The 23,600-nt window shown below is 70.1% G+C and carries 16 protein-coding genes; 11 read left to right on the top strand and 5 right to left on the bottom strand.

The genetic code is table 11. The annotated features are described in order from the left end of the window. Nucleotides 1-12: 12 nt before the first annotated feature. Nucleotides 13-501: a TlpA family protein disulfide reductase gene (locus AC51BJ_RS12540; RefSeq protein ID WP_496280434.1), complete on the bottom strand. Its 489-nt coding sequence runs from the start codon at nucleotides 499-501 to the stop codon at nucleotides 13-15. Nucleotides 502-641: 140 nt separating this feature from the next. Between AC51BJ_RS12540 and AC51BJ_RS12545 the strand changes: the two genes are divergently transcribed. From AC51BJ_RS12545 to AC51BJ_RS12560, 4 genes are all read left to right on the top strand, one after another. Next, complete coding sequence (locus AC51BJ_RS12545) at nucleotides 642-1,877, top strand: glycosyltransferase family 4 protein (RefSeq protein ID WP_496280435.1); 1,236 nt, start codon at nucleotides 642-644, stop codon at nucleotides 1,875-1,877. 64 nt (nucleotides 1,878-1,941) lie between these two features. Further along, entirely contained in the window at nucleotides 1,942-2,880 is a 939-nt protein-coding gene (locus tag AC51BJ_RS12550) for a carbohydrate kinase family protein (protein WP_430432596.1), read from the top strand. Between the two features lie 113 nt (nucleotides 2,881-2,993). Next, nucleotides 2,994-3,434: an outer membrane lipoprotein gene (locus tag AC51BJ_RS12555; protein WP_425763595.1), complete on the top strand. Its 441-nt coding sequence runs from the start codon at nucleotides 2,994-2,996 to the stop codon at nucleotides 3,432-3,434. Beyond that, entirely contained in the window at nucleotides 3,434-3,808 is a 375-nt protein-coding gene (locus AC51BJ_RS12560) for a YchJ family protein (RefSeq protein WP_496280436.1), read from the top strand. The genes AC51BJ_RS12555 and AC51BJ_RS12560 overlap by 1 nt, the downstream gene beginning before the upstream one ends. Nucleotides 3,809-3,976: 168 nt before the next feature. Here AC51BJ_RS12560 and AC51BJ_RS12565 read toward each other — a convergent pair whose 3' ends face one another. Beyond that, nucleotides 3,977-4,183 carry a hypothetical protein gene (locus tag AC51BJ_RS12565; RefSeq protein ID WP_019915645.1) on the bottom strand — a complete coding sequence of 69 codons (207 nt, stop codon included), beginning with the start codon at nucleotides 4,181-4,183 and terminating at the stop codon, nucleotides 3,977-3,979. A gap of 61 nt (nucleotides 4,184-4,244) precedes the next feature. Next, nucleotides 4,245-4,949: a glutathione binding-like protein gene (locus tag AC51BJ_RS12570; RefSeq protein ID WP_496280437.1), complete on the bottom strand. Its 705-nt coding sequence runs from the start codon at nucleotides 4,947-4,949 to the stop codon at nucleotides 4,245-4,247. A gap of 140 nt (nucleotides 4,950-5,089) precedes the next feature. Here AC51BJ_RS12570 and AC51BJ_RS12575 point away from each other — a divergent pair, with 140 nt between their 5' ends. The 3 genes from AC51BJ_RS12575 to ruvB are packed head-to-tail and all read left to right on the top strand — an operon-like array spanning nucleotide 5,090 to nucleotide 7,494. Then, complete coding sequence (locus AC51BJ_RS12575) at nucleotides 5,090-5,731, top strand: MBL fold metallo-hydrolase (protein ID WP_430432594.1); 642 nt, start codon at nucleotides 5,090-5,092, stop codon at nucleotides 5,729-5,731. A 1-nt stretch (nucleotide 5,732) separates the two neighbouring features. Beyond that, the gene (locus AC51BJ_RS12580; RefSeq protein ID WP_496280438.1) at nucleotides 5,733-6,422 is read left to right on the top strand and encodes a pseudouridine synthase; all 690 of its coding nucleotides are present in this window, start codon (nucleotides 5,733-5,735) and stop codon (nucleotides 6,420-6,422) included. 4 nt (nucleotides 6,423-6,426) lie between these two features. After that, the gene (gene ruvB, locus AC51BJ_RS12585) at nucleotides 6,427-7,494 is read left to right on the top strand and encodes a Holliday junction branch migration DNA helicase RuvB (RefSeq protein WP_430432592.1); all 1,068 of its coding nucleotides are present in this window, start codon (nucleotides 6,427-6,429) and stop codon (nucleotides 7,492-7,494) included. 9 nt (nucleotides 7,495-7,503) lie between these two features. Here the strand turns inward: ruvB and AC51BJ_RS12590 are convergent, their stop codons facing one another. Both AC51BJ_RS12590 and AC51BJ_RS12595 read right to left on the bottom strand, forming a co-directional pair. Next, nucleotides 7,504-8,202: an AbiV family abortive infection protein gene (locus AC51BJ_RS12590; protein WP_496280439.1), complete on the bottom strand. Its 699-nt coding sequence runs from the start codon at nucleotides 8,200-8,202 to the stop codon at nucleotides 7,504-7,506. 103 nt (nucleotides 8,203-8,305) lie between these two features. Next, entirely contained in the window at nucleotides 8,306-10,186 is a 1,881-nt protein-coding gene (locus AC51BJ_RS12595; protein WP_496280485.1) for a B12-binding domain-containing radical SAM protein, read from the bottom strand. A gap of 237 nt (nucleotides 10,187-10,423) precedes the next feature. On the opposite strand from AC51BJ_RS12595, the gene AC51BJ_RS12600 reads away from it, so the two are divergent. Genes AC51BJ_RS12600 through AC51BJ_RS12615 form a run of 4 tightly spaced genes read left to right on the top strand, consistent with a single transcriptional unit; the run spans nucleotide 10,424 to nucleotide 23,492 of the window. After that, nucleotides 10,424-12,262 (top strand): non-ribosomal peptide synthetase, encoded by a 1,839-nt coding sequence (locus tag AC51BJ_RS12600; protein ID WP_496280440.1) that lies wholly within the window; start codon nucleotides 10,424-10,426, stop codon nucleotides 12,260-12,262. Continuing rightward, complete coding sequence (locus AC51BJ_RS12605; RefSeq protein WP_496280441.1) at nucleotides 12,246-13,937, top strand: thiamine pyrophosphate-binding protein; 1,692 nt, start codon at nucleotides 12,246-12,248, stop codon at nucleotides 13,935-13,937. Before AC51BJ_RS12600 ends, AC51BJ_RS12605 begins: the two co-directional genes overlap by 17 nt. A gap of 29 nt (nucleotides 13,938-13,966) precedes the next feature. After that, complete coding sequence (locus tag AC51BJ_RS12610; RefSeq protein WP_496280442.1) at nucleotides 13,967-22,795, top strand: non-ribosomal peptide synthetase; 8,829 nt, start codon at nucleotides 13,967-13,969, stop codon at nucleotides 22,793-22,795. Continuing rightward, a complete protein-coding gene (locus AC51BJ_RS12615; RefSeq protein WP_430432587.1) occupies nucleotides 22,779-23,492 on the top strand; it encodes a 4'-phosphopantetheinyl transferase family protein in 714 nt (237 codons plus the stop codon). The genes AC51BJ_RS12610 and AC51BJ_RS12615 overlap by 17 nt, the downstream gene beginning before the upstream one ends. Nucleotides 23,493-23,600 lie beyond the last annotated feature (108 nt).

The following is a 23,600-nucleotide window of genomic DNA, read 5'->3' on the forward strand; positions in this document are numbered from 1 at the left end:
GACGAAATTCAATCAGCGCATCAGGCGCTGCAGTTGTTCGCGCACCGCCGATGCATTCCAGTCGACCACGCCCTGCGCCCGCGCCACCACGCGATGCCGGCCGTCGAGCACCACGGTGTAGGGCAGCAGGCGCACACCCCAAGCCTTGCTGATGCGCTGCTCGCGATCGAACAGCAGCGGCAGCGCGACGCCCGCCTGATCGAGGAAGCGGCGGGCATCGGCGTCGCGGTCGGCGACGGCGATGATCAGCACAACGACACCCCTGTCGGCGAGCGCCTGCAGCGCCGGCATTTCCTCGCGACAGGGTTCGCACCACGACGCCCAGAAATTCACCAGCACCGGACGACCGGCGTAAGACGCGAGCCGTGCCGCAAGGTTCGCGTCGCCCTGAGGCAGCGCCGCCGGCTCGACCGGTGTCAAGGCGGCCGCACAAAACGGCGCCGAGCACAGCGCCAGCAGGCAGGCCGTCACACGGCCGGCACGCAGAACGGACGGAAACATGTGCGCACGAAGGATGAGTCGAAGCGCGCAGTGTAGTGGCAGCCGCTCCGCATTTCATCCGCTCGGCTCGCGCGGCCACTGTCACGCCGCTGTCACCACCCCGTCACCGGCCTGCATTGGGCGGCGATGACACTGTGCATATGCGTCGCGACGATCCCCGCACCGACATCGCCTTCACCGTCGAACGCCTGCAGGCGGCGGACGAGGCATTGCGCATTGCCGTCGTGACCGAGACCTGGCCGCCCGAGGTCAATGGCGTTGCGATGAGCCTGAAGCGCATGGTGGACGGCCTGCTTGCGCGCGGCCACCGGGTGCAGCTGATCCGGCCGAAGCAGCACGCGACCGACGCGCCGCTGCGCGACGGCCCGCTGCGCGAGGTGCTGGCGCGCGGCGTACCGATTCCGAAGTACGGCAGCCTGCGCGTCGGCCTGCCGGCCAAGCAGAAGCTGGCCCGGCTATGGACGCTGGAGCGACCCGACCTCGTGCACCTGGTCACCGAAGGCCCGCTCGGCTGGTCGGCGATGGCGGCGGCGCGCAAGCTCAAGCTGCCGGTGACCAGCGACTTCCGCACCAACTTCGACGCCTACAGCGCGCACTACGGCATCCGCTGGCTGAAACGGCCGATCGCCGCCTACCTGCGCCGCTTCCACAACCTCGGTCACGCCACCTTCGTGCCGACGCAGGCGCTGCAGGCGCAGCTGACCGACTGCGGCTACCGCAATATCGAAGTCGTGTCGCGCGGCGTCGACACCGCGCTGTTCTCGCCGTCGCGTCGCAGCGAGGCGCTGCGCGCAGCGTGGGGCGCCGCGCCGGACGATCTGGTTGTGGCCTTCGTCAGCCGCCTGGCACCGGAAAAGAACCTCGATCTGGTCGCCCGCGCCTTCGAAGCGCTGCGCCGCGAGCGGCCGGACGCACGCATGCTGTGGGTCGGCGACGGACCGGCGCGCGAAACGCTGGCGCAGCAGTATCCGCACCACCTGTTCGCCGGCATGCGCAGCGGCGAGGATCTGGCCACTCACTACGCCAGCGCCGACCTGTTCCTGTTCGGCAGCCTGACCGAAACCTTCGGCAACGTGCTGACCGAAGCACTGGCCAGCGGCCTGCCGGTGGTGAGCTACGCCCAGGCGGCCGCGGCCGAACTGATAGAACCCGGCCGCAATGGCCTGCTGGCGCCGCCGGGCGACGAAGCGACCTTCATCGAACAGACCTTGCGCGCCGGCCGCGACGACACGCTGCGCGCCGCGATGGCGACCGGTGCGCGACGCAGCGTCGAGCAGCTGGACTGGAACCGCGTGGCGGACACCTTCGCCCGCCGGCTGCGCAACGCTGTCAGCAGCGCCGAAACGCTGCGCCGGGCACGCGACGACGCCTTCTGAAGGCCTGCCGGTGCCGCTCGATGCGCCGTATACTCGCGGTTTTCCCGCTACCGGCACGCCCTCCATGTCCGTCCTCATCTGCGGCTCCATCGCCTACGACAACATCATGGTCTTTCCGGACCGCTTCAAGCACCACATCCTGCCGGACCAGATCCACATCCTGAACGTGTCCTTCCTGGTGCCGGACATGCGGCGCGAATTCGGCGGCTGCGCCGGCAACATCGCCTACAACCTGAAGCTGCTGGGCGGCGAACCGCTGATGATGGCCACCGTCGGTCAGGACGCCGGCCCCTATTTCGAGCGCTTCGCCGCGCTCGGCATCCCGGTCACCCACGTGCGCCGCGTCGATGACGCCTTCACCGCGCAGTGCTTCATCACCACCGACCTCGACGACAACCAGATCACCGCCTTCCATCCGGGCGCGATGAGCTTTTCGCACGAGAACCGGGTCGGCGACGCACAGGGCGTGAAACTGGGCATCGTCGCCCCGGACGGCCGCGACGGCATGGTGACGCACGCGCAGCAGTTCGCCGACGCCGGCATCCCCTTCGTGTTCGATCCGGGTCAGGGCATGCCGATGTTCAACGGCGACGACCTGCTGCACTTCCTCGAACTGGCGACCTGGTGCACGGTCAATGATTACGAGGCGCGCATGCTGTGCGACCGCACCGGCCTCAGCGAAGCGCAGATCGCCGAGCGCGTCGACGCGCTGATCGTGACCCGCGGCGGCGAAGGTTCGCGCGTCTATCACGGCGGCACGGTGACCGAAGTGGCCTGCGTACCGGCTGACGCGTTGCTCGACCCGACCGGCTGCGGCGACGCCTATCGCGGCGGTCTGCTGTACGGTCTGTCGCGCGGCGCGGATGTCGTGTCGTCGGCCCGCCTGGCATCGGTGATGGGGGCGATCAAGATCGCCAGCCGCGGCGGTCAGAACCACGCGCCGACGCGTACCGAGATCGAGCGCCGCTTCCGTGCCACCTATGGCAGCTCGCTCGATTTCTGACCCGGAGCACGGAAACAACTGCTCACGATTGCAGCATCGCCGGTTCATTGCCGGCGCGTTAAATGAGGTGGTTTGCCGGCATCGTGCCGGCAGCGATCCGACGGAGAGATGAAATGAATCGCTTGGCGCTTGCCGCGCTGATGACGGCCGGACTGGTGCTGGCCGGCTGCCAGTCCAGCCTGTCCGGTGACACGTATTCGCGCGATCAAGCGCGGCGCGAAATGTCGGTACGCATGGGTACGGTCGAAGCCGTGCGCGCGGTCACCATCGAGGGCACCAAGTCGCACGTCGGTACCGCCAGCGGTGCCGCCATCGGCGGCCTGGCCGGTGGACGCGGTTCGACCGCAGGCGCCATCGCCGGCGCAGTGGTCGGCGGCGTCGCCGGTGCATTGATCGAGGAAGGCGCGACCCGCCGTTCCGGTCAGGAAATCACGATACGTCTGGACAGCGGCAACGTGATCGCCGTGGTGCAGGAAGGCGACGAGAAGTTCAACCCGGGCGACCGCGTGAAACTGGTCGGCTCCAGCGGCAATACGCGGGTCAGCCGTTACTGATGTCGGTCTGCGTGTGCGGCAGCGGCCGCGCGGCGGACGCCTGCTGCGCGCGCTTCCATGCCGGCGAACCGGCACCGACGCCGGAGGCGCTGATGCGTTCCCGCTACAGCGCCTTCGTACTCGATCTGCGCGACTACCTGCTGGCCACCTGGCACCCGACGACGCGCCCTGCTGCGCTGCCGCCGCCTGAGCCGGGCCTGAAATGGCTCGGGCTGGAGGTGAAGCGCAGCGCGTTGCAGGACGCCGATCACGGCACGGTCGAATTCGTCGCCCGCAGCAAGCTGGGCGGACGGGCGCACCGCCTGCACGAAAACAGCCGTTTCGTGCGGGAGGACGGCCGCTGGTACTACGTCGATGGAGATTTCGAGCGCTGAGCGCGACTGAAGGGCGGAGCTTCGATATTCAGAGGCCCCGCTGCCGGCAGCGGAGCGGTTCTCTGACCGCGACAGTGCGGATAGACCTGCGCTGTCGATGATGACGGGCGCCGTCGCGGGAAGACCACGCCCAAAGGATTCTTTGCAACGAAGCCCGTCGGCAACGACTCAGTAGTCGTCGTCGTTCGCGACCTCGTCCTCTTCGTCTTCCTCGTACTCGTCGTCCGCCTCTTCGGCGACGCGGGCTTCGAGGAAGGCCTTGAAATCGTCCGGGTCACAGAACTCGTCGATGAAATCGGCGAGTACGCTGACCACCATGTCGGGGTCCCAGTCGCACTGGTCGGCGGCGTCGTGGATCAGCTTTTCGGTGCTCATTGTCTTTCTCCCGAAGGAACACTGACGAGGGTGAGAACGGCTTTTGCAGCCTAGCACAGCCTCATTGCTTCGCCACCGTATCGGCGTTCTGGCCGAACAGCAGCTTGCGCGACTGCTCGTCCACGACCGGCTTGTCGCTGACCTGGGCGCCGCGCTCGTACGCGCGCACGGTGGCGGTGCGGGCACGTATCGATTCGAACCAGCGCTTCAGGTGCGGAAAATCGTCCAGGTCCATCTGCTGGCGCTTGTGCGGCACCACCCACGGGTAGCTCGCCATGTCGGCGATCGTGTAGTCGTCGCCGGCGATGAAGGCGCGGTCCGCCAGATGCTTGTTCAGCACGCCATACAGGCGGCCGGTTTCGTCGACGTAGCGCTTGATTGCGTAGGCGATCGCCTCCGGCGCGTACTGGACGAAATGGTGATTCTGCCCGGCCATCGGCCCGAGGCCACCGACTTGCCAGAACAGCCATTCGAGCGCCTGCACCCGGGCACGCAGATCGGCCGGCAGGAACTTGCCCGTCTTTTCCGCGAGATAAAGCAGGATGGCGCCGGACTCGAACACCGACAGCGGCGCCCCGCCGTCGGCCGATGCGTGATCGACGATTGCGGGCATTCGGTTGTTCGGCGAGATGGCCAGGAATTCGGGGCGAAACTGCTCGCCGGCACCGATATTGACCGGCACGATGCGGTGCTCGACGTTCGCTTCTTCGAGGAACATCAATACCTTGTAACCGTTCGGTGTCGGCCAGAAATGAAGATCGATCACGATGCGCTGCCTCGGAATGAATGCCGTCGCGTCCAGCCTACCCTGCCGCCGCGGTTTCTGTCTGCCCGAGCTGTAAGCCGCCGTGTCGGATGGCGCACCGCCGCCACGTACAATGTCGCTTTCTCGCAACTGCCTCGCCCATGCTCCAGCACGCCATCATCCCGGTCACCCCGTTCGCCCAGAACTGCACCCTGCTGTGGTGCGACGAAACGATGAAGGGCGCCGTCGTCGACCCGGGCGGCGATCTCGACCGCGTGCTGGCCGAGGTGAAGCGCCACGGCATCTCGCTGGAAAAGATCCTGATCACCCACGGCCACCTCGATCACGCCGGCGCGACACAGGACTTGGCGGAACAGTTCGATCTGCCGATCGAAGGGCCGCACCCGGACGACAAGTTCTGGATAGACGGCTTCCCGGTGCAGGCGCAGATGTTCGGTTTCCCGCCCTGTCGCCCCTTCGTGCCGACCCGCTGGCTGGCCGACGGCGACACCGTGACGGTGGGCAAGGTGACGCTGGACGTGGTGCACTGTCCCGGCCACACGCCGGGCCACGTGGTGTTCGTCGACCGCGCCGGCCGCCTGGCCCAGGTCGGCGACGTGCTGTTCGCCGGCTCGATCGGCCGCACCGACTTTCCGCGCGGCAACCACGGCGACCTGATCCGTTCCATCCGCGAAAAACTGTTCCCGCTCGGTGACGACATCCGCTTCATCCCCGGCCACGGCCCGATGTCCACCTTCGGCGAGGAACGAAAGTACAACCCCTACGTGGGCGGAAACCACTGATATGCAACTCGAACGCATCCTGCAGAGCCAGGGCTTCGGCACCCGCCGCGAATGCCGCGCGCTGGTGCGCCTCGAACGCGTCACCGTTGGCGGTGAAATGATCGACGACCCCTTCGTCGAACTCGACCCCGAGGGCCTGGAATTCACCGTGAACGGCCAGCCCTGGCGCTACCACGAGAAGGCCTACGTGATGCTGCACAAGCCGGCCGGCTACGAGTGCTCGCAGAAGCCCAAGCACCACCCGGCGGTGTTCACGCTGCTGCCCTCGCCACTGGTGGTGCGCGCGGTGCAATGCGTCGGCCGGCTCGACGAGGACACCACCGGCCTCTTGCTGCTGACCGACGACGGCCAGTTCATCCACAAGCTCACCTCGCCCAAGCACGGCGTGCTGAAGCGCTATGTCGCGACCACCAAGCATCCGGTCGACGACGCCCAGCTCGCCGCGCTGCGCGGCGGCGTCGAACTGAACGACGCGCCCGGCATATCGGTGGCCGCGCACGCGGTCGAGCAGATCGACGCGAACCGCCTGTCGATCACGATAGGCGAAGGCAAGTACCACCAGGTCAAGCGCATGGTGGCCGCCGCCGGCAACCGCTGCGAGGCGCTGCACCGGGTCGCGGTCGGCAGGCTGGAACTGCCGGCCGATCTGGCGCCGGGCGAGTGGCGCTGGATCGACCCGTCGGAGGTGTGAGCGCATGGCCATACAGACCGATTCCCTGCCCAGCGGCCCGCGCATCGTATCGGCCGCGCCCGCCAGCCCGCAGGAGGACGCGCTGGAGCGCGCACTGCGGCCGAAGCGGCTCGACGAATACATCGGCCAGCAGAAGATACGCGACCAGCTCGACATCTTCGTCGCCGCCGCGCGCGGCCGCGGCGAACCGCTGGACCACGTGCTGCTGTTCGGCCCGCCGGGCCTCGGCAAGACCACGCTGGCCCACATCGTCGCCGCGGAAATGGGCGTCAATCTGCGTCAGACCTCGGGCCCGGTGCTGGAGCGCGCCGGCGATCTGGCGGCAATACTCAGCAACCTCGAACCGAACGACGTGCTGTTCATCGACGAAATCCACCGCCTGAGCCCGGTCGTGGAGGAAATCCTCTACCCGGCGCTGGAGGATTTCCAGATCGACATCATGATCGGCGAAGGCCCGGCCGCTCGCTCGATCAAGCTCGACCTGCCGCCGTTCACGCTGGTCGGCGCCACCACGCGCGCCGGCATGCTCACCAATCCGCTGCGCGACCGCTTCGGCATCGTCGCCCGGCTGGAATTCTATTCGGCCGACGAACTGGCGCTCATCGTGCGTCGCTCGGCGCGCCTGCTCGACTGCGCGATCGACGACGCCGGCAGCCTTGAAATCGCCCGTCGTTCGCGCGGTACGCCGCGCATCGCCAACCGCCTGCTGCGCCGCTGCCGCGACTACGCGCAGGTGAAGGCGAACGGCGAGATCACGCGCGAAGTGGCCGACGCCGCACTGATCATGCTGGACGTGGACAGCGTCGGCCTCGACCTGATGGACCGCAAGCTGCTCGAAGCGGTGATCGACAAGTTCGACGGCGGCCCGGTCGGCGTAGACAACCTCGCCGCCGCCATCGGCGAATCGCGCGACACCATCGAGGACGTGCTGGAGCCCTATCTGATCCAGCAGGGCTATCTGCAGCGCACGCCACGCGGCCGCATCGCCACCGCGGCCATCTATCGCCATCTCGGTTTCAATGCGACTGGGCCGGCCGTCGCCTCGCTGTGGGACGACAAGCCGGAAGGCTGACGCGCGCGATCAGCGCTCGCCGTCGGTCGTGCGGCGGCGCATCTCGTCGAGCGCGGAATCGAAGCGCGCGTCGCCGGCGCGGATGTTCTCGATGTAGACCTCCCACGCCTCGACACCCTGGCGGGCGGCGATCAGTTCGCCCGGCCGCAGCGCGAACGCGCGGTCCTCGGCGCGGGTGCGCAGCTTGGGCGGCGTGAACAGCACCAGCATCTCGCCGCGCGCGAAGATGTCCTTCGCCAGCGCGACGCGCCGTGACGCCGCCGCCGGGCCGATCGAACCATTGGGCGTGGTGACGCGGCCGGTCAGTGAATCGACGCCGGTGTAGAGCGCCGGATCGCGCGGGTTCTGGCCGGCCTCGATCAAATCGTCGATCTGCGCCATCACCTCGTCACGCCGCTGCGGCTCTTCCAGCAGCAGCGGGAACACCGCCGCGTTAAGGCGTTTCGAGTAGTCCTCGAAATTCAGCTTGACCCGCATCGCCACCGCCTCGTCCGTCACGTTGCGGCCGAGCGCGTCGAAAGCCTGAACCGCGCGCCCCACTTCCTCGATGGCCACCCGGGCCAGCAGTGCGGCACGAGCGTGGTGATGGTGACGCAGCAGCAGCGGCGCTTCGTGCAGCAGCTGGCGGGCGTTGTCGATGGCCACGTCACGGATGGTGCGCAGCAGACGGGAACTGAGGGGGATGGTGGCGAAGGATGCGGATGACACGGCTTTGCTCCGGTTACGCAGATGGACGGACCGGCTCGTGGCCGGCAGTCGTGAATCAGCATACCCAGCACGCCGTAACGCGTCCAGATGCCGACGCACCGGCTCAGCCGGCCAGCGCGCGCTCGATGAAATGGCGCGGCACGCGGGTCTTCGGCACGCGGCCGCCGAACCAGGCGCGCACGTCCTCGTCCAGGCCGATGCCGTGCATGTAGTTGTACAGCGCCTTGTTCAGCGCGGCGCCCATCGCGTCGTGGTCGGTACCGACCGGGTCGATGAAGCCGACGTCGTTTTTCGCGAAGGTGACCGGCGGCAGCGGCAGCAGCGTCACGCCGTAGTCCTCCGGGTGCATGCCGACCGGCGAATGCACGGTACAGGCGAAGCGATGGAAGAAGCCGCTCTGGATGCAGCCGTGCTCGAACAGCTGGCGCACGTATTCCAGCGCATCGATCGTGTCCTGCACGGTCTGCGTCGGAAAGCCGTACATCAGGTAGGCGTGCACCAGGATGCCGGCGTCGGCGAAGCCGCGCGTGACGCGCGCGACCTGCTCGACCGACACGCCCTTCTTCATCAGCTGCAGCAGCCGGTCGCTCGCCACTTCCAGTCCGCCGGAAATGGCGATGCAGCCGCTGTCGGCCAGTTCCAGGCACAGCTCCGGCGTGAACGACTTCTCGAAGCGGATATTGCCCCACCACGAAATGCTCACATCACGCCGCTTCAGTTCGGCGGCGAAGGCGCGCAGCGACTTCGGCGGCGCCGCCTCGTCGACCAGATGGAAACCGCTCTGTCCGGTCTCGGCGACGATGGCTTCGACGCGATCGACCAGCGTGCTCGCACTCGCCGCGTCGTAGCGCGAAATGTAGTCGAGGCTCACGTCGCAGAAGCTGCACTTCTTCCAGTAGCAGCCGTGCGCCACCGTGAGCTTGTTCCAGCGCCCGTCCGACCACAGCCGGTGCATCGGATTGAGCATGTCGAGCAGCGACAGGTAGCGGTCCAGCGGCAGACCGGCCCAGGTCGGCGTTCCGACCTCGTCGAACGGAATGTCCGGCTCGACGAAGTTCACGTACTTCACCACACCGTCCTCACGCAGGAAGGTGCGCACCAGTCGCTGTCGGGAGCGGCCACCGGCGAGGTGGTCGAGCAGCGCCAGCAGCGGCCGCTCGCCGGCGTCCAGCGTCACGTAATCGAAGAAGTCGAACACGCGCGGCTCGGCCAGTTCGCGCAGTTCGGTGTTGACGAAGCCGCCGCCGAGCACGGTGACGATGGACGGATCGACCGCCCGTATCGTTTGCGCGATGCGAAAGGCCGCGTACACGGCGCCGGGAAAGGGCACCGACAGCAGCACCACGCGCGGCGTGTGGCGCGCCAGCGCTTCGCGCGTCAGCCGGTCGAGCGCGCGGTCGACCAGGGTGGGCGTTGCAGCCAGCGCCTGCGCCAGCGGGTCGAAGCTGGGCTGGCTCTGCGCCAGCGATTCGGCGTAGCGGACGAATTCGAAGCGCGGGTCGACGGCTTCGCGTATCGCATCGGCGACGTCGTTCAGGTAGAGCGTCGCGAAATGGCGCGCACGGTCCTGCACGCCCAGTGCGCCGAAGGCCCAGGCCAGCGGATCGCCGCCGTCCGGGTCGATGTAGGCCTCCAGCGATTCGAAGCGCGGCCCTTCGGGCAGAAAGCCGCGCGACACGATGCGGTGCGCCAGCGTCGGATCGCGCCCCTGCAGGAAAGCGAGCACCGGCGCCATGGTCGCCGCGTAGCGCGAATGCTGCGCCGCGAAACTGGCGGCGGCGCGCGGGCGCTTCTTCTGCGGCAGCGCGTCGCAGGCCTCGCGCAGCGCCACCAGACCCTCGCGCGACAGCAGGTCCAGCACCAGCGTCAGCGCCAGATCCTCCTGCACCGCATCGACGCCGCGCGAGCGCAGGAAACCGGTCAGATAGGCGGTGGACGGATAGGGCGTGTTCAGCTGCGTCATCGGCGGAATGACGGACAGCACACGGGGCGACGGGGTCGAGGAAGCGGGCGCGCTCATGGTGGATACGGCGGTGCGACAAGCCGCGCAGCGTACCCGAAGGCGCGCCGATCCGCGCAATACCTCACGACTGACCGCTCGCGGCATCGGTGACCACGCCGGGTTCCCAAATATTTACTCGGCAATTCGCTGCACACCCCTACCATCACGGCGATACGAGCGCGAAGGTCCGTCGACGCCGTACCGAGGAGAGAGGCCACGATGCCCGAATCACCCACCGAAGCTGGACCGCCGTCCGTCGCAGTGCTGATCGAGGCACTGGCGGCCGATGCCGGTGACCGCGCGGCGCTGATGCGCAGCGACGGCAGGAGCCTGTCGCGCGCCGAGCTCGCCCGACGCACCCGCCTGCTGGCGCAGCGGCTCCGCGCGCTCGCCATCACGCCGACCGACCGGGTGGCGGTGCTCGCGCCCAATGGCATCGACATGGCGCTGGCGGTGCTGGGCACAATGCGCGTCGCCGCCTGCGCACCACTCAATCCGCAGTACGGGCCGGCCGAACTGGCCTTTTACCTCGACGACCTCGCGGCACGTGCGCTGGTCGTCACCGGCGACAGCCCGGCGCTGGCGCGCGAGATCGCGGCGCAGCGCGGTCTGCCGGTGATCGAGGCGGGCGAAGCGCTGTGGGCGACCGGCGACGCGCCGCTGCCGCCGACACCGGCGTCCGACGACATCGCGCTGGTGCTGCACACCTCGGGCACCACCTCGCGTCCGAAGCAGGTTCCGCTGAGCCACGCCAACCTCGCCGCGTCGATGGCCCACATCGTCGCCGCGCTGCAGCTCGGCGCTGACGACTGCGCACTGAACGCGATGCCGCTGTTCCACATCCACGGCCTGGTCGCCGGCCTGCTGGCGCCGCTGGCCGCCGGCGGCCGCACCGTATGCGCACCGGCACTGCGCCTGCCCGACTTCTTCGACTGGCTCGATGCCTGCGGCGCCACCTGGTATTCGGCGGTGCCAACCATGCACCAGGCCGTGCTCGCTGCCGCCGACGGTCGCCGGCCGCAACGCCCGCTGCGCTTCGTGCGCTCGTCGTCGGCCGCGCTGGCGCCGCCCACGCTGGCCGCACTCGAAGCGCACTTCGGCTGTCCGGTGATCGAGGCCTACGGCATGACCGAGGCGGCGCACCAGATGGCCAGCAATCCGCTGCCACCGGCCGTGCGCAAGCCCGGTTCGGTCGGCCTGCCAGCCGGCCCGGAAATCGCCGTCATCGACGCCGCCGGTGCGCCGCTGGCCGCCGGCGCGCGCGGCGAGATCGCCATCCGCGGCGCCAACGTGATGCGTGCCTACCACGCCCATCCGGAGGCCAACCGCAGCGCCTTCACCGCGGGCTGGTTCCGCACCGGCGACGAGGGCTATGTCGATGCCGACGGCTATCTGCACATCACCGGACGGCTGAAGGAAATGATCAACCGCGGCGGCGAGAAGATCACGCCACGCGAAATCGACGAAGCGCTGCTGACCCACCCGGACGTCGCGCAGGCGGTCGCCTTCGCGGTGCCGCACCCGACGCTGGGCGAGGACGTCGCCGCCGCCGTCGTGCCGCGGCCGGGCAGCGCCATCGGGCCGGAAGCGCTGCGCGCATTCCTGTTCGGCCGGCTGGCCGACTTCAAGGTACCGAGCGAGGTGCTGCTGCTGGCCGAAATTCCGAAGGGACCGACCGGCAAGGTGCAGCGCATCGGTCTGGCCGAAAGGCTGCAGGCGCTGCGCACGCCGGACTTCGTCGCGCCGCGCGACGTGGTCGAGGACATCCTCGTCCAGTCCTGGCAGGACGTGCTGGGCGGCGACATCGGCGTGCACGACAACTTCTTCGCGCTCGGCGGCGACTCGCTGAAAGCCACCCGGGTGGTCGCCCGCATCGTGTCGGTACTGCCGGTCGATCTGCCGACTGCGCTGCTGTTCCGCCACCCGACGGTCGCCACCCTCGCCGACGCAGTGCGGCAGACACTGGACCCGTCGGTGATTGCCGAGATCGAACGCATCCTCGACGAACTGGCGCCACTGCCCGCAACCGGCGACGAACAGGATGCGCGCCCCGTCTGATCGGAAGCGCCGGACCGACGCGGTACTCCACCGCCTGGCCGCGCTCGCGCCGGCGCATCGGGACGCCCTGCGCGACGCGTTGCAGGCGCGCCGCGTGCGCGGTCACGACGCGGTCGCGCAGGCGCTGGCCGCACTCGGCATCACCCATCTGTACGCAATGCCCGGCCTGCCGATCGACGAGACGATCGGCGCCTGCTCACGGGCCGGCCTGACCGTCACCGGCGCCCGTCACCAGCAGGCGACGGTGATGATGGCCGCCGCCCACAACTACATCGCCGGCCGCCTCGCCGCGGTGGCCATGGTGTCCAGCGGCGTCGCGGTGACCAATGCGATGACCGGCGTGCAGGTCGCGCAGGACAACGGCTGGCCGGTACTGCTGCTTGCCGGTGCAGTCGAGCAGGCCGCCGCCGGCATGGGTGCCTTCACCGAACTGGACGGCATGCGCGCAATGCGTCCGCTGGCCAAGGACTGTCTGCGCGCCGGCAGCACCCCCGGCATCGGCCGCACGCTGGCCGCCGCCGCCCGCATCGCCTGCGACGGACGCCCGGGTGCCGTCCATGTCGACCTGCCGGAGGACAGTCTGAGCGGCTTCGCCGTCGCTGCGCCGGTCGATATCGGCGCACCACCCGCGGGCACACCGCCAGACACCGCTGCCCTCGATCGCGCAGCCGACCTGCTGCTCGGCGCGCGCGCACCGCTGCTGGTGTTCGGCAAGGGTGTGCGCTGGGACGACGCCTACCGCCCGCTGCGCGCGCTGGTCGACCATCTGCAACTGCCCTTCGTCGCTTCGCCGATGGGCCGCGGCCTGCTGCCGGACGATCATCCGCTTTCGCGCACTGCCGATCAGAGCCGCGCGCTGGCCGCCGCCGACTGCGTGCTGCTGGTCGGCGCCCGGCTGAACTGGACCTTCCGCTACGGCGCAGAAATCCGTCCCGGCACGCCCATCGTGCAGATCGACTGCTGCGACGCCGCCTTCGCCGAGGGCCCACCGCGCGCGCTGACGCTGACCGGTCGCGCCGGCACGCTGCTGCCGTCCCTGCTCGACCGGATCCGGCAGCGCCAGCCCCTTCCTGCGACGTCGCCCGACAGTACGGAGTGCGTCATCGCAGCGCCGCCGGCCGCAGCCGCCGACCGGCCGACGCCGGACGAGGTCGCTGCGGCACTGGTCGCCACACTGCCCGCCGACGCGATCACCGTGCTCGACGGCAACGTGACGCTGCTGGCGGCACAGAAACACATCGTCGTCCGCCAGCCGCTGTCGCGGCTGACGCCGGGCACCAGCGGCTGCATGGGCAGCGGCCTGCCGTTCGCCATCGCCGCCGCGCGTGCGGGCAATGGCCGGCCGGTCGTGCTGGTCACCGGCGACATGGCACTGGGTCTCAATTTCTTCGAACTCGAAACGGCGGTGCGGCACGGAATCAAGCTCGTCGTCATACTGCTGAACAACGACGGTCCGTCCGGCGAACGCCGTCAGCACAAGGCCTTTCCGGCCGGCCACGGCGAGCGGCTGCTGGCCTACCGCCAGGGCCTGCGCTACGACCGGATGGCGCAGCAGCTCGGCGTGCGCATCGAACAGGCGGACAGTCCGGCGACGCTGCCGGCGGCACTCACGCGGGCACTGGGCGGTGACGGGCCGGCGTTGATACAACTACAGGTCGATCCGCTGGCAAGCTGATCGAGAGGGGGAGCGCATGAGGATGCGTCGTGGGTGATATCGGCAGACAGGATGCGCTGACCGGCGGACCGGTCGCACGCGGCGGGCGGCTGGACAGCGCGCGCTTCGAAGCCTTGCGTGCGCGCATGCAGGCGGCCTCGGCGGCGCCATCGCAGCTGCGCGCGCATCCGCGTGCGGCCGATGGCGAGCCCTGTTCCTGCGAACAGGCGCGCGCCTGGTTCCTCGAACAGTGGGAAGGATCGAGCGCGCTCTACCACGTGGTGAGTCGCTGGCGACTCGACGGCACACTCGAAGAAGCGGCGCTGCAGCAGGCGCTCGACGCGCTGGTGGCGCGGCACGAATCGCTGCGCACCGGCTTCCCGGCCCTCGACGGCGAACCGGTGCAGCGCATCGCCGCGCACGCGCACTGTCCACTCGAACAGATCGCCGCCGCCGACGCCGACACGCACGCGCAGCTCCCCTTCGATCTCGAACAGCCGCCGCTGCTGCGCGCCGCGCTGTGGCGCGCCGACGACGGCGCGACCCTGCTGCAATTGGTGACCCATCACATCGTGTCCGACGGCTGGTCGCAGGGCGTGCTGCAACGCGAACTGGGCGCGCTGTACGCCGCCGCACTGCGCGGAGGTGACGCTGCGTTGCCAGCGCTGCCACTGCAGTACGCCGATTTCGCGCGCTGGCAGCGCGAACGTCTGCGCGGCAGCGCTTACGACGCGCTGCTCAGCTACTGGCGCGACGCGCTGGCCGGACTGCCGCAGCTTGCGCTGGCGACCGACCGCCCGCGCCCGGCGCAGCCCGACTACCGTGGCGCCACGCTGGATTTCCGGCTCGACGCCGCACTCGCCGGCAAGGTGCGCACACTCGCCCGCCGCCACGGCTGCTCGCTCTACATGGTGCTGCTGGCCGCCTTCAAACTGCTGCTGGCGCGCTGGAGCGGACAGGACGACGTCGTCGTCGGCACGCCGGTGGCCGGTCGCGGCCAGCCCGAACTCGACCACGTGATCGGTTTCTTCGCCAACACGCTGGTGCTGCGCAGCCGGCTGGACCTGCAAGCCGGCGTGCCCGATCTGCTGGAGCGCGTGCGCGCCACCGCGCTCGGCGCCTTCGACCACGCCGCGATGCCGTTCGAGAAGCTGGTCGAGGAACTGAAGCCGCCGCGCGACCCGGGGCGCAATCCGCTGTTCCAGGTCATGTTCGCGCTGCGCAACGCGCCGCGGGCCGATCTTCAGCTGCCCGGCGTCGACGCGCAGCCGCAGGCGCTGCGCAGCGACATCGCCAAGTTCGACCTGACACTGGAACTGAGCGAGCACGACGAAGGCCTCGACGCGCAGATCGAATACGCCTGCGTGCTGTTCGAGGCCACCACCGCGGCACGGATGGCGGACCACTACCCTCGCCTGCTCGAAAGCATGGTGGCCGACGACGGTCTGCCGGTCGGCCGGCTGCCGATGTACGCCGACGGCGAGGCCGGCGCCGTCGATTACCCGGCGCACGTCACGCTGGCGTCGATGTTCGCGCAGCAGGTCGCGCGCACACCTGACGCCATTGCGCTGGCATGTGGCGACGCGCTGCTCAGCTACGCCGAGCTGAACGCGCGTGCCAACCGCCTCGCCCACCGGCTGCGCACGCTCGGCATCGGGCCGGATCGCTGCGTCGCGGTCTGCATGACGCGCAGCTTCGAACTGGTGATCGCGCTGGTCGCCATCCAGAAGGCGGGCGGCGCCTACCTGCCGATCGATCCGGACTACCCGGACGCGCGCATCGACTACATGCTGGACGACGCCGCCGCGCCGGTGCTGCTGACCCAGCGCGCGCCGGGCGCCCGCTTCGCCGCACGCGCTGCCACGGTGATCTGCCTCGACAGCGACGACTGCGCCGACATGCCGGCGCACGACCCGCCGCCGCTGGCCGGGCCACGCGACCTCGCCTATGTCATCTACACCTCGGGTTCGACCGGCCAGCCCAAGGGCGTGATGATCGAGCACGCCGCCATCTGCAACCACATGTACTGGATGCTCGCCACCTTCGGCTTCGACGCATCCGACCGCGTGCTGCAGAAGACCGGCATCTCGGCCGACGCCTCGGTGTGGGAACTGCTCGCACCGCTGTTCTGCGGTGCCTGCATGGTGCTGGCCGAGCCGGGCAGCCAGCGTGATCCGTCGTCGCTGGTGCGACAGATGCAGGCACAGCGCATCACCGTCATGCAGGTGGTGCCGTCGCTGCTGCGCGCGCTGCTGGCCGAGCCCGGCTTCGCCGCCTGTACGGCGCTGCGGCAGATGTTCTGCGGCGGCGAAGCGCTGGAAGCGCCGGTGGTCGCCGCCTTCTTCGCGCGCAGCACGGCGCGTCTGCACAATCTGTACGGCCCGACCGAGGCGGCCATCGACGCCACCTGGTGGACCTGTGATGCCGCGCCCGGCGCGCAGGTGCCGATCGGCCGGCCGATCAGCAACATGCTGGCTTACGTGCTGGACGAAGCGATGCAGCCCGTGCCGGCAGGTGTCGCCGGCGAACTGTATCTGGGCGGCATCGGCCTCGCGCGCGCCTACCTGGGCAAGCCGGCGCTGACCGCCGAACGCTTCGTCACCGATCCCTTCGACCCGCGCGGCGGTGCCCGCCTCTACCGCACCGGCGACAGCGTCATCCGGCGCGCCGACGGCGCACTGGTGTTCGTCGGCCGCGTCGATCACCAGATCAAGCTGCGCGGCTTCCGCATCGAGCCGGGCGAGATCGAAGCGGCGCTGTGCGCCGACGCGTCGGTCGATCAGGCGGTCGTCGTCGCGCGCGAGGAACGTCTGGTCGCCTACGTCACCCGCGGTGCGCAGCGACCGGACGCCGCCGCGCTGCGTCAGCGGCTGCAGCGCTCGCTGCCGGCGCATCTGGTGCCGGCGTCCATTGTCGTGCTCGACGCGCTGCCGCTGACACCGCACGGCAAGCTCGACCGTAACGCATTGCCTGCGCCCGACTCCGCCGCGATCGGTGACGACGCGCCGCGCACGCCGCTGGAGGCCGAACTGGCGGCGCTGTGGGCCGAGGTACTGAGCCTGCCCGCAGTCGGCACGCGCGACAGCTTCTTCGACCTGGGCGGCCACTCGCTGCTCGCCGCGCGACTGGCGGCGAGGCTGCGCGCCCGCTTTGGCATCGACGTGCCGCTCGGCGCCTTGCTCGACGCACCGAGCGTGCAGGCGATGGCTCGCTGGCTGGACGGCCGGACCACAGTGAAAGCGAACGACACGGCGACGCTGCACGCGCTGTTCGAAGCACAGGCCGCGCGCACACCGGACGCGGTGGCGCTGGTGCACGCGGGACGCACGCTGCGTTACGGCGAACTGAATGCGCGCGCCAACCGCATCGCGCACGCCTTGCGCCGGCGCGGCGTCGGCGCCGACACGCCGGTCGGCGTGCACTTCGAACTGTCGTGCGACCTGGTGGCCGCGGTGCTCGGCGTATTGAAGGCGGGCGGCGCCTACCTGCCACTGGACACGCGCAACCCACCGGCGCGCACGCTGTGGATGCTGGCCGACGCCGGGGCGACGGTGCTGCTCACCACGCGCACTGCGGCATTGTCGGAAGCCCCGGGCGTCACCACGCTCCAGCTCGAGGACGAAGACTGGCTGCTCGACGAGCCCATGCACGACCCTGAGCACGCCCCTGAGCACGCCCCTGAGCACGACGGCACGGCCGACACCCTGGCCTATGTGCTCTACACCTCCGGCTCGACCGGCACGCCCAAAGGCGTCATGGTCGGTCACACGGCGATCGGCAACCGCATGCGCTGGCTGGTCGGGCACTTCGGCATCGGCGCCGACGACGCCATGCTGGCGCATGCCTCGATCGGCTTCGACGTGTCCGTCGGCCAGCTGTTCGCCTGTCTGATCGCCGGCGGCCGCTGCGTGCTGGCCGGCGACGCGCTGCGCAGCGATACCGCCGCACTGGTCGAGCTGAGCCGGCATGAGCGGGTGACGCTGTGGGATTTCACACCGGCGCTGCTGCGCCTGCTGCTCGACGAACCGGCGATGCCGGAATGCCGCGCGCTGCGCCACGTTTTTTGCGGCGGCGAGGCGATGGACGCCACGCTGGCGCGCACCTTCCGCGCGCGATGCGGTGCCGCACTTCACAATATGTACGGCCCGACCGAGGCGGCCATCGACGCCACCTTCTGGACCTGCACCGACGGCGACGGACCACCGCCGATCGGCCACCCGATCGCCAACGCGAGCGTCTGGGTGCTCGATGCGCGCATGCGTCCGCTGCCAGTCGGTGTCGAAGGCGAGCTCTACATCGGCGGTGCCGGCCTGGCCCGCGGCTACATCGGCCGCCCCGAACTGACGGCCGAACGCTTCCTGCCGCACCCTTTCGACCCGACGCCCGGTGCGCGCCTGTACCGCACCGGCGACCGTGTGCGCCGGCGCGCCGACGGCGCGCTGCTGTTCACCGGGCGTGCCGATCACCAGATCAAGCTGAATGGCGTGCGCATCGAACCAGGCGAGATCGAGGCCGCGCTGGCGGCCCTGCCCGGCGTGCGTCAGGCCGCGGTCATGGCGCTCGACAAAGGGCAGCGCCTGGTCGCCTGGGCCGGCGGCCGCGATCTGGATGCCGCCGCACTGCGCGCAGCACTCGCGCGCGTGCTGCCCGCCAGCATGCTGCCGAGCGCCATCGTCGTACTCGAACAGCTGCCGCTGACCGCCAACGGCAAGATCGATCGCGATGCGCTGCCGCCACCCGAAGACCACGCCACAGCGGGCATTCACGCCGTCGCGCGCACACCGCTGCAGCAGACGCTGGTCGAGCTGTGGGCGGACGTGCTGGGCCGGCGCAGCGTGGGTATCGACGACGACTTCTTCGCACTCGGCGGCCACTCGCTGCTGGCGACGCGTCTGGTCAGCCGGCTGCGCAAGCTGCTCGACCGGCCGCTGCCGCTGCGCGCGCTGTTCGAAGCACCCACCGTGGCGGCGATGGCCGCCCGTCTCGAAGCGCTGCGCGCCGACGCCTCGCCCGCACAGATGATCGTGCAGCCGCCGACCAGCGGGCTCGAAACAGCCTGCGCACATGCGCAGGCGGGCCTGTGGTTCATCGAGCGGATGGGCACACGCGGCGGGCTTTATCACATCGTCAACCGCTGGCGCATCGCCGGCGAACTCGACGTCGATGCGCTGCAGCGGGCGCTCGACGCGCTGCTTGCCCGACAATCGGCGCTGCGCACCGGTTTCGTCGAACGCGAGGGCCGACTGCATCTGCACATCGAAGCCGACGCGCGCTGCGTCGTCGAGCGGATCGCCGCGGCAGACGCCGACGCGCACGCCGAACGCCCCTTCAACCTGGCGCAGCCGCCGCTGCTGCGCGTAGCGCTGTGGCGGGACGGCGAGGGCGCCGAGGTACTGCAGACAGTCATCCATCACATCATTTCCGACGGCTGGTCGCAGGCCGTGCTGAACCGCGAACTGGGTGCGCTGTATGCCGCGGCGCGCCACGGCGGTCACGCCACGCTGCCTGCGCTGCCGCTGCAGTACAGCGACTACGCACGCTGGCAACGCGCGCTGCTGGACGGCCCGGCCGGCGAGCGCCTGCTCGGCTACTGGCGCCAGCAGCTGGACGGCCTCGGCACGCTCGAACTGCCGACCGACCGGCCGCGGCCGAAGCACGCGGATCACCGTGGCGGCAGCGTCGACTTCGCACTCGACGCATCACTCACTGCCGCCCTGCGGGCGCTCGCGCGGCGCACCGGCTGCACGCTCTACATGGTGCTGCTGGCCGCCTTCCAGCTGCTGCTCGCACGCTGGAGCGGACAGGACGACATCGCCGTCGGCACGCCGGTCGCCGGCCGCGCCCAGCCCGAACTCGACCACCTGATCGGCTTCTTCACCGACACGCTGGTGCTGCGTACCCGCATCGATGTCGACGCCGATGTGCGCGCACTGCTGGAGCAGGTCAGGGCGACCTCGCTCGGCGCCTTCGAGCACGCCGAACTGCCCTTCGACCGTCTGGTCGAGGCGCTGCGACCGCAGCGCGAAGGCGGCCGCAATCCACTGTTCCAGGTCATGTTCGTGCTGCAGAACGCGCCGGCCGAAACGCTGACGCTGGCCGGCGCCTCGACCCATACGCTGCCGGCGGCACGGCCGGTGGCGAAGTTCGACCTGACGCTGGATCTGACAGAAACCGCTGACGGTCTCGCCGCGCAATTCGCCTACGCGACGGCGCTGTTCGATCGCGGCACGCTGGAGCGCATGGCCGGTCATTACCGCCAGCTGCTCACCGCCATGGTGGCCGACGAATGCAGCGCCGTCGGCCGCCTGCCACTGCTGACGCCGGCCGAACGCCAGAGCCTGATGGTCGACCGTAACGACACCGCCACCGACTACCCGGCGGAGGCCACGCTGGCGTCGCTGTTCGAAGCCCGCGTCAGGCTGGCGCCAGACGCGCCGGCGCTGATCAGTGGCGAACAGGTGCTGAGCTACGGCGAACTGAACGCGCGCGCCAACCGGCTCGCCCACCGGCTGCGCGCGCTCGGCGTCGGGCCGGACTGTTGCGTCGGTCTGTGCATGGCGCGCAGCATCGATCTGGTGGTCGGCGCGCTGGCCATCGTCAAGGCGGGCGGCGCCTACGTGCCGCTGGACCCGGCCTGGCCCGCGGCGCGCATCGCCCGACTGCTGGGCGACACACAGTGCGCCTGGGTGGTCGCCGGGCGCGAGGGCGGCGTGCCCCTCAATGGCCTGGCGGTGCAGGTGCTGCACGCCGACGACGCGACATTGCAGGCCGAACCGGCCTCCGATCCGCCGCCGCTGGGCAACAGTCGCAGCCTGGCCTACGTCATCTACACGTCCGGTTCGACGGGCCAGCCCAAGGGCGTCATGGTCGAACAGCGCAGCGTCGCGCGGCTCGTGTTCGGTTGCGACTACGCGCACTTCGGCCCGAACGAAACCTTCCTGCTGCTGGCGCCGATGGCCTTCGATGCATCGACCTTCGAACTGTGGGGCGCGCTGCTGCACGGCGCGCGCTGCGTCATCCATCCGGAAGCAGCGGCGACAGCCGCCGGTCTCGAAGCGACGATCGAACGGCACGACGTCAGCACGCTGTGGCTCACCGCGGCGCTGTTCAACGCGGTGATCGACGAACGGCCGACGGCGCTGCGCGGATTGCGCCAGCTGCTGACCGGCGGCGAGGCGCTGTCGCTGCCGCACGTGAAACGCGCGCTGGCCGCCCTGCCGGGCGTCGCGCTGATCAACGGCTACGGGCCGACCGAAAGCACCACCTTCACCTGCTGCCAGCGCATTCCGAACCCGCTGCCGGAAGACTGGGCCACCATTCCGATCGGCCGGCCGATCGCCAACACCACGGTCTACATCCTCGACGCGCGGGGCCAGCCTGTACCGGACGGCGTAGAAGGCGAGCTGTATATCGGCGGCGCCGGTCTCGCCCGCGGCTACATCGGCGCGCCCACGCTGAGCGCCGAGCGCTTCGTCGCGCCCGCCTTCGCGGATTGCCCGGACGCACGCCTGTACCGCACTGGCGACCGCGTGCGCTGGCGCCACGATGGCAGCATCGCCTTTGTCGGCCGCACCGACCAGCAGATCAAGCTGCGCGGTTTCCGCATCGAACCGGGCGAGATCGAAGCCGCGCTCGCCGCCCTGCCCGGCGTGAATCAGGCCGCCGTCATGTTGCGCACCGCAGCCGACGGCGAGCGCCGCCTGTTCGCCTGGGCGAGCGGAGAGCGCTTGGACGGCGCTGCGCTGCGCGTACAGCTCGCACAGACGCTGCCGGAATTCATGCTGCCGTCCGCCGTGATCGCGCTCGAACGCATGCCGGTAACCGCCAACGGCAAGCTCGATCGTGCCGCCTTGCCAGCGCCCGACGCGGTCGCTGCACCGCGCACAAGGCGGGCGCCCACCGATGCGGCCGAGCGTCACCTGCTGGCGATCTGGGAGTCGCTGTTCGGGCGCGGCGGGCTGTCCACCGACGACGACTTCTTCGCCATCGGCGGTCATTCGCTGCTCGCCGTGCGTCTGGTCGACGCGATCGAACGCACCTTCGGCGTACGCCTGCCGCTGGACACCTTCTGGTTCCGCGGCAACACCATCCGCGACATCGCCGGCCTGCTGCGAGGCGCCGGCGCACCGCTGCGCTGGCCGGTGCTGGTGCCGATCCGGCCCGGCGGCACGCGTCGCCCGCTGTTCTGCGTGCATACGATAGGCGGCAACCTGTTCCACTACTACGAACTGGCGAAGGCGCTACCGGAGGGGCAACCGGTAATGGGGCTGAACGCGGTCGGCGTAGGCGGCGCCGAGCCGGCGCGCAGCCGCATCGCCGACATCGCCGCCGACTGCATCAGTGCGATGCGCAGCGCGCAGCCGGCGGGGCCTTACCGCCTGCTCGGCTTCTCCAGCGGCGGCACCGTCGCCTACGAGATGGCGCAGCAACTGCGCGCGGCCGGCGAGCAGGTCGACTTCCTCGGCCTGCTCGACACCTGGGCGCCGGGCACCTACCTGCGCGCACCGGACGGGAGTCTGATCGATCGGCTCATCGCGCCGCTGCGTCCCTACACCGACCGGCGACGCCTGCAGCACCTGGTCTGTTCGCTCACCGGTCTGTCGCCGCGCCGTTTCCCCGACGCCGCGTCGGCGCACTGGTGGGCGCACTGGAGCTACCGCCCGGCGAGTTACCCCGGCCGCGTCGACCTGTACGTCGCCGACGCGTCGCGGCTGGAGGCGAGCGCGCCCTGTCTCGGCTGGTCCAGCCGGGTCGCCGGGCCGCTGGTGCAGCACCCGGTGGAAGGCAGCCACGGCCTGATGGTGAAGCCGCCGCGCGTGCGCGAAGTCGCGCAGATGCTGCAGCAGCGACTGGATGAGCTCGATGCCGCCACCGACTGACGGCACACCGGCACTGGCGGTCGACGAGGTCCACCTGTGGCTGGCGCGGGTGGACGACGCGCCGCCGACCGATACGCTCGCCACCTGGCTGGACGACGCCGAACGCGCCCGCCTTGCCCGGCTGCAGCGCGAAGAGGACCGCGCACTGTTCGCGCTCGCGCACGCGGCGCTGCGCGACGTGCTGGCGCGCAGCCTTGGCATCGCCGCGCGCAGCGTGCAGATCGAGCACGACGCGCAGGGCAAGCCCCGCCTCGCCGCCGTCCACGCCAGCGACCTTCGCTTCAACCTGGCGCACGCCGGCCGGGCGGTACTGATAGGCATCGCCCGCGGCCGCGAACTCGGCGTAGACATCGAAGCCGTGATCGCGCACGACGACCTGCGCGCGGTGGCGGAGCAGGTGTACTCGGCGGACGAGCGGGCGGCGCTGGACGGCTGTCCGGCAGCAGCGCGCACCGATCTGTTCTACACGCTGTGGACACGCAAGGAAGCCTGCCTGAAAGCCTGGGGCTGCGGCCTCGACGGCCCGCTGCAGCAGTTCAGCGTGCACGCCGCTGCGTACGACGACGTCGCCGCTCCGGCCGGCAGTGCCTTGCCGCCGCTGCACTGCCGTGACCTGCCGGCGCCGCCGGGTCATGTCGCAGCAATCGCCGTCAGCGGCGGGCCGACGACGGCGGTGTGCAGGCGCTGGCACGTCTAGGGCGCGGTTCCCGGCGTCGCGGCAAGGGTCGCTCTCACAGGAGGGAGCGCGTGACCGGCGACTGGAGCCCGGGCCCGGGATCTGTGGGAGGGGTCTTCTGACCCCGAC

Source organism: Methyloversatilis sp. S146-33 (assembly GCF_059552495.1).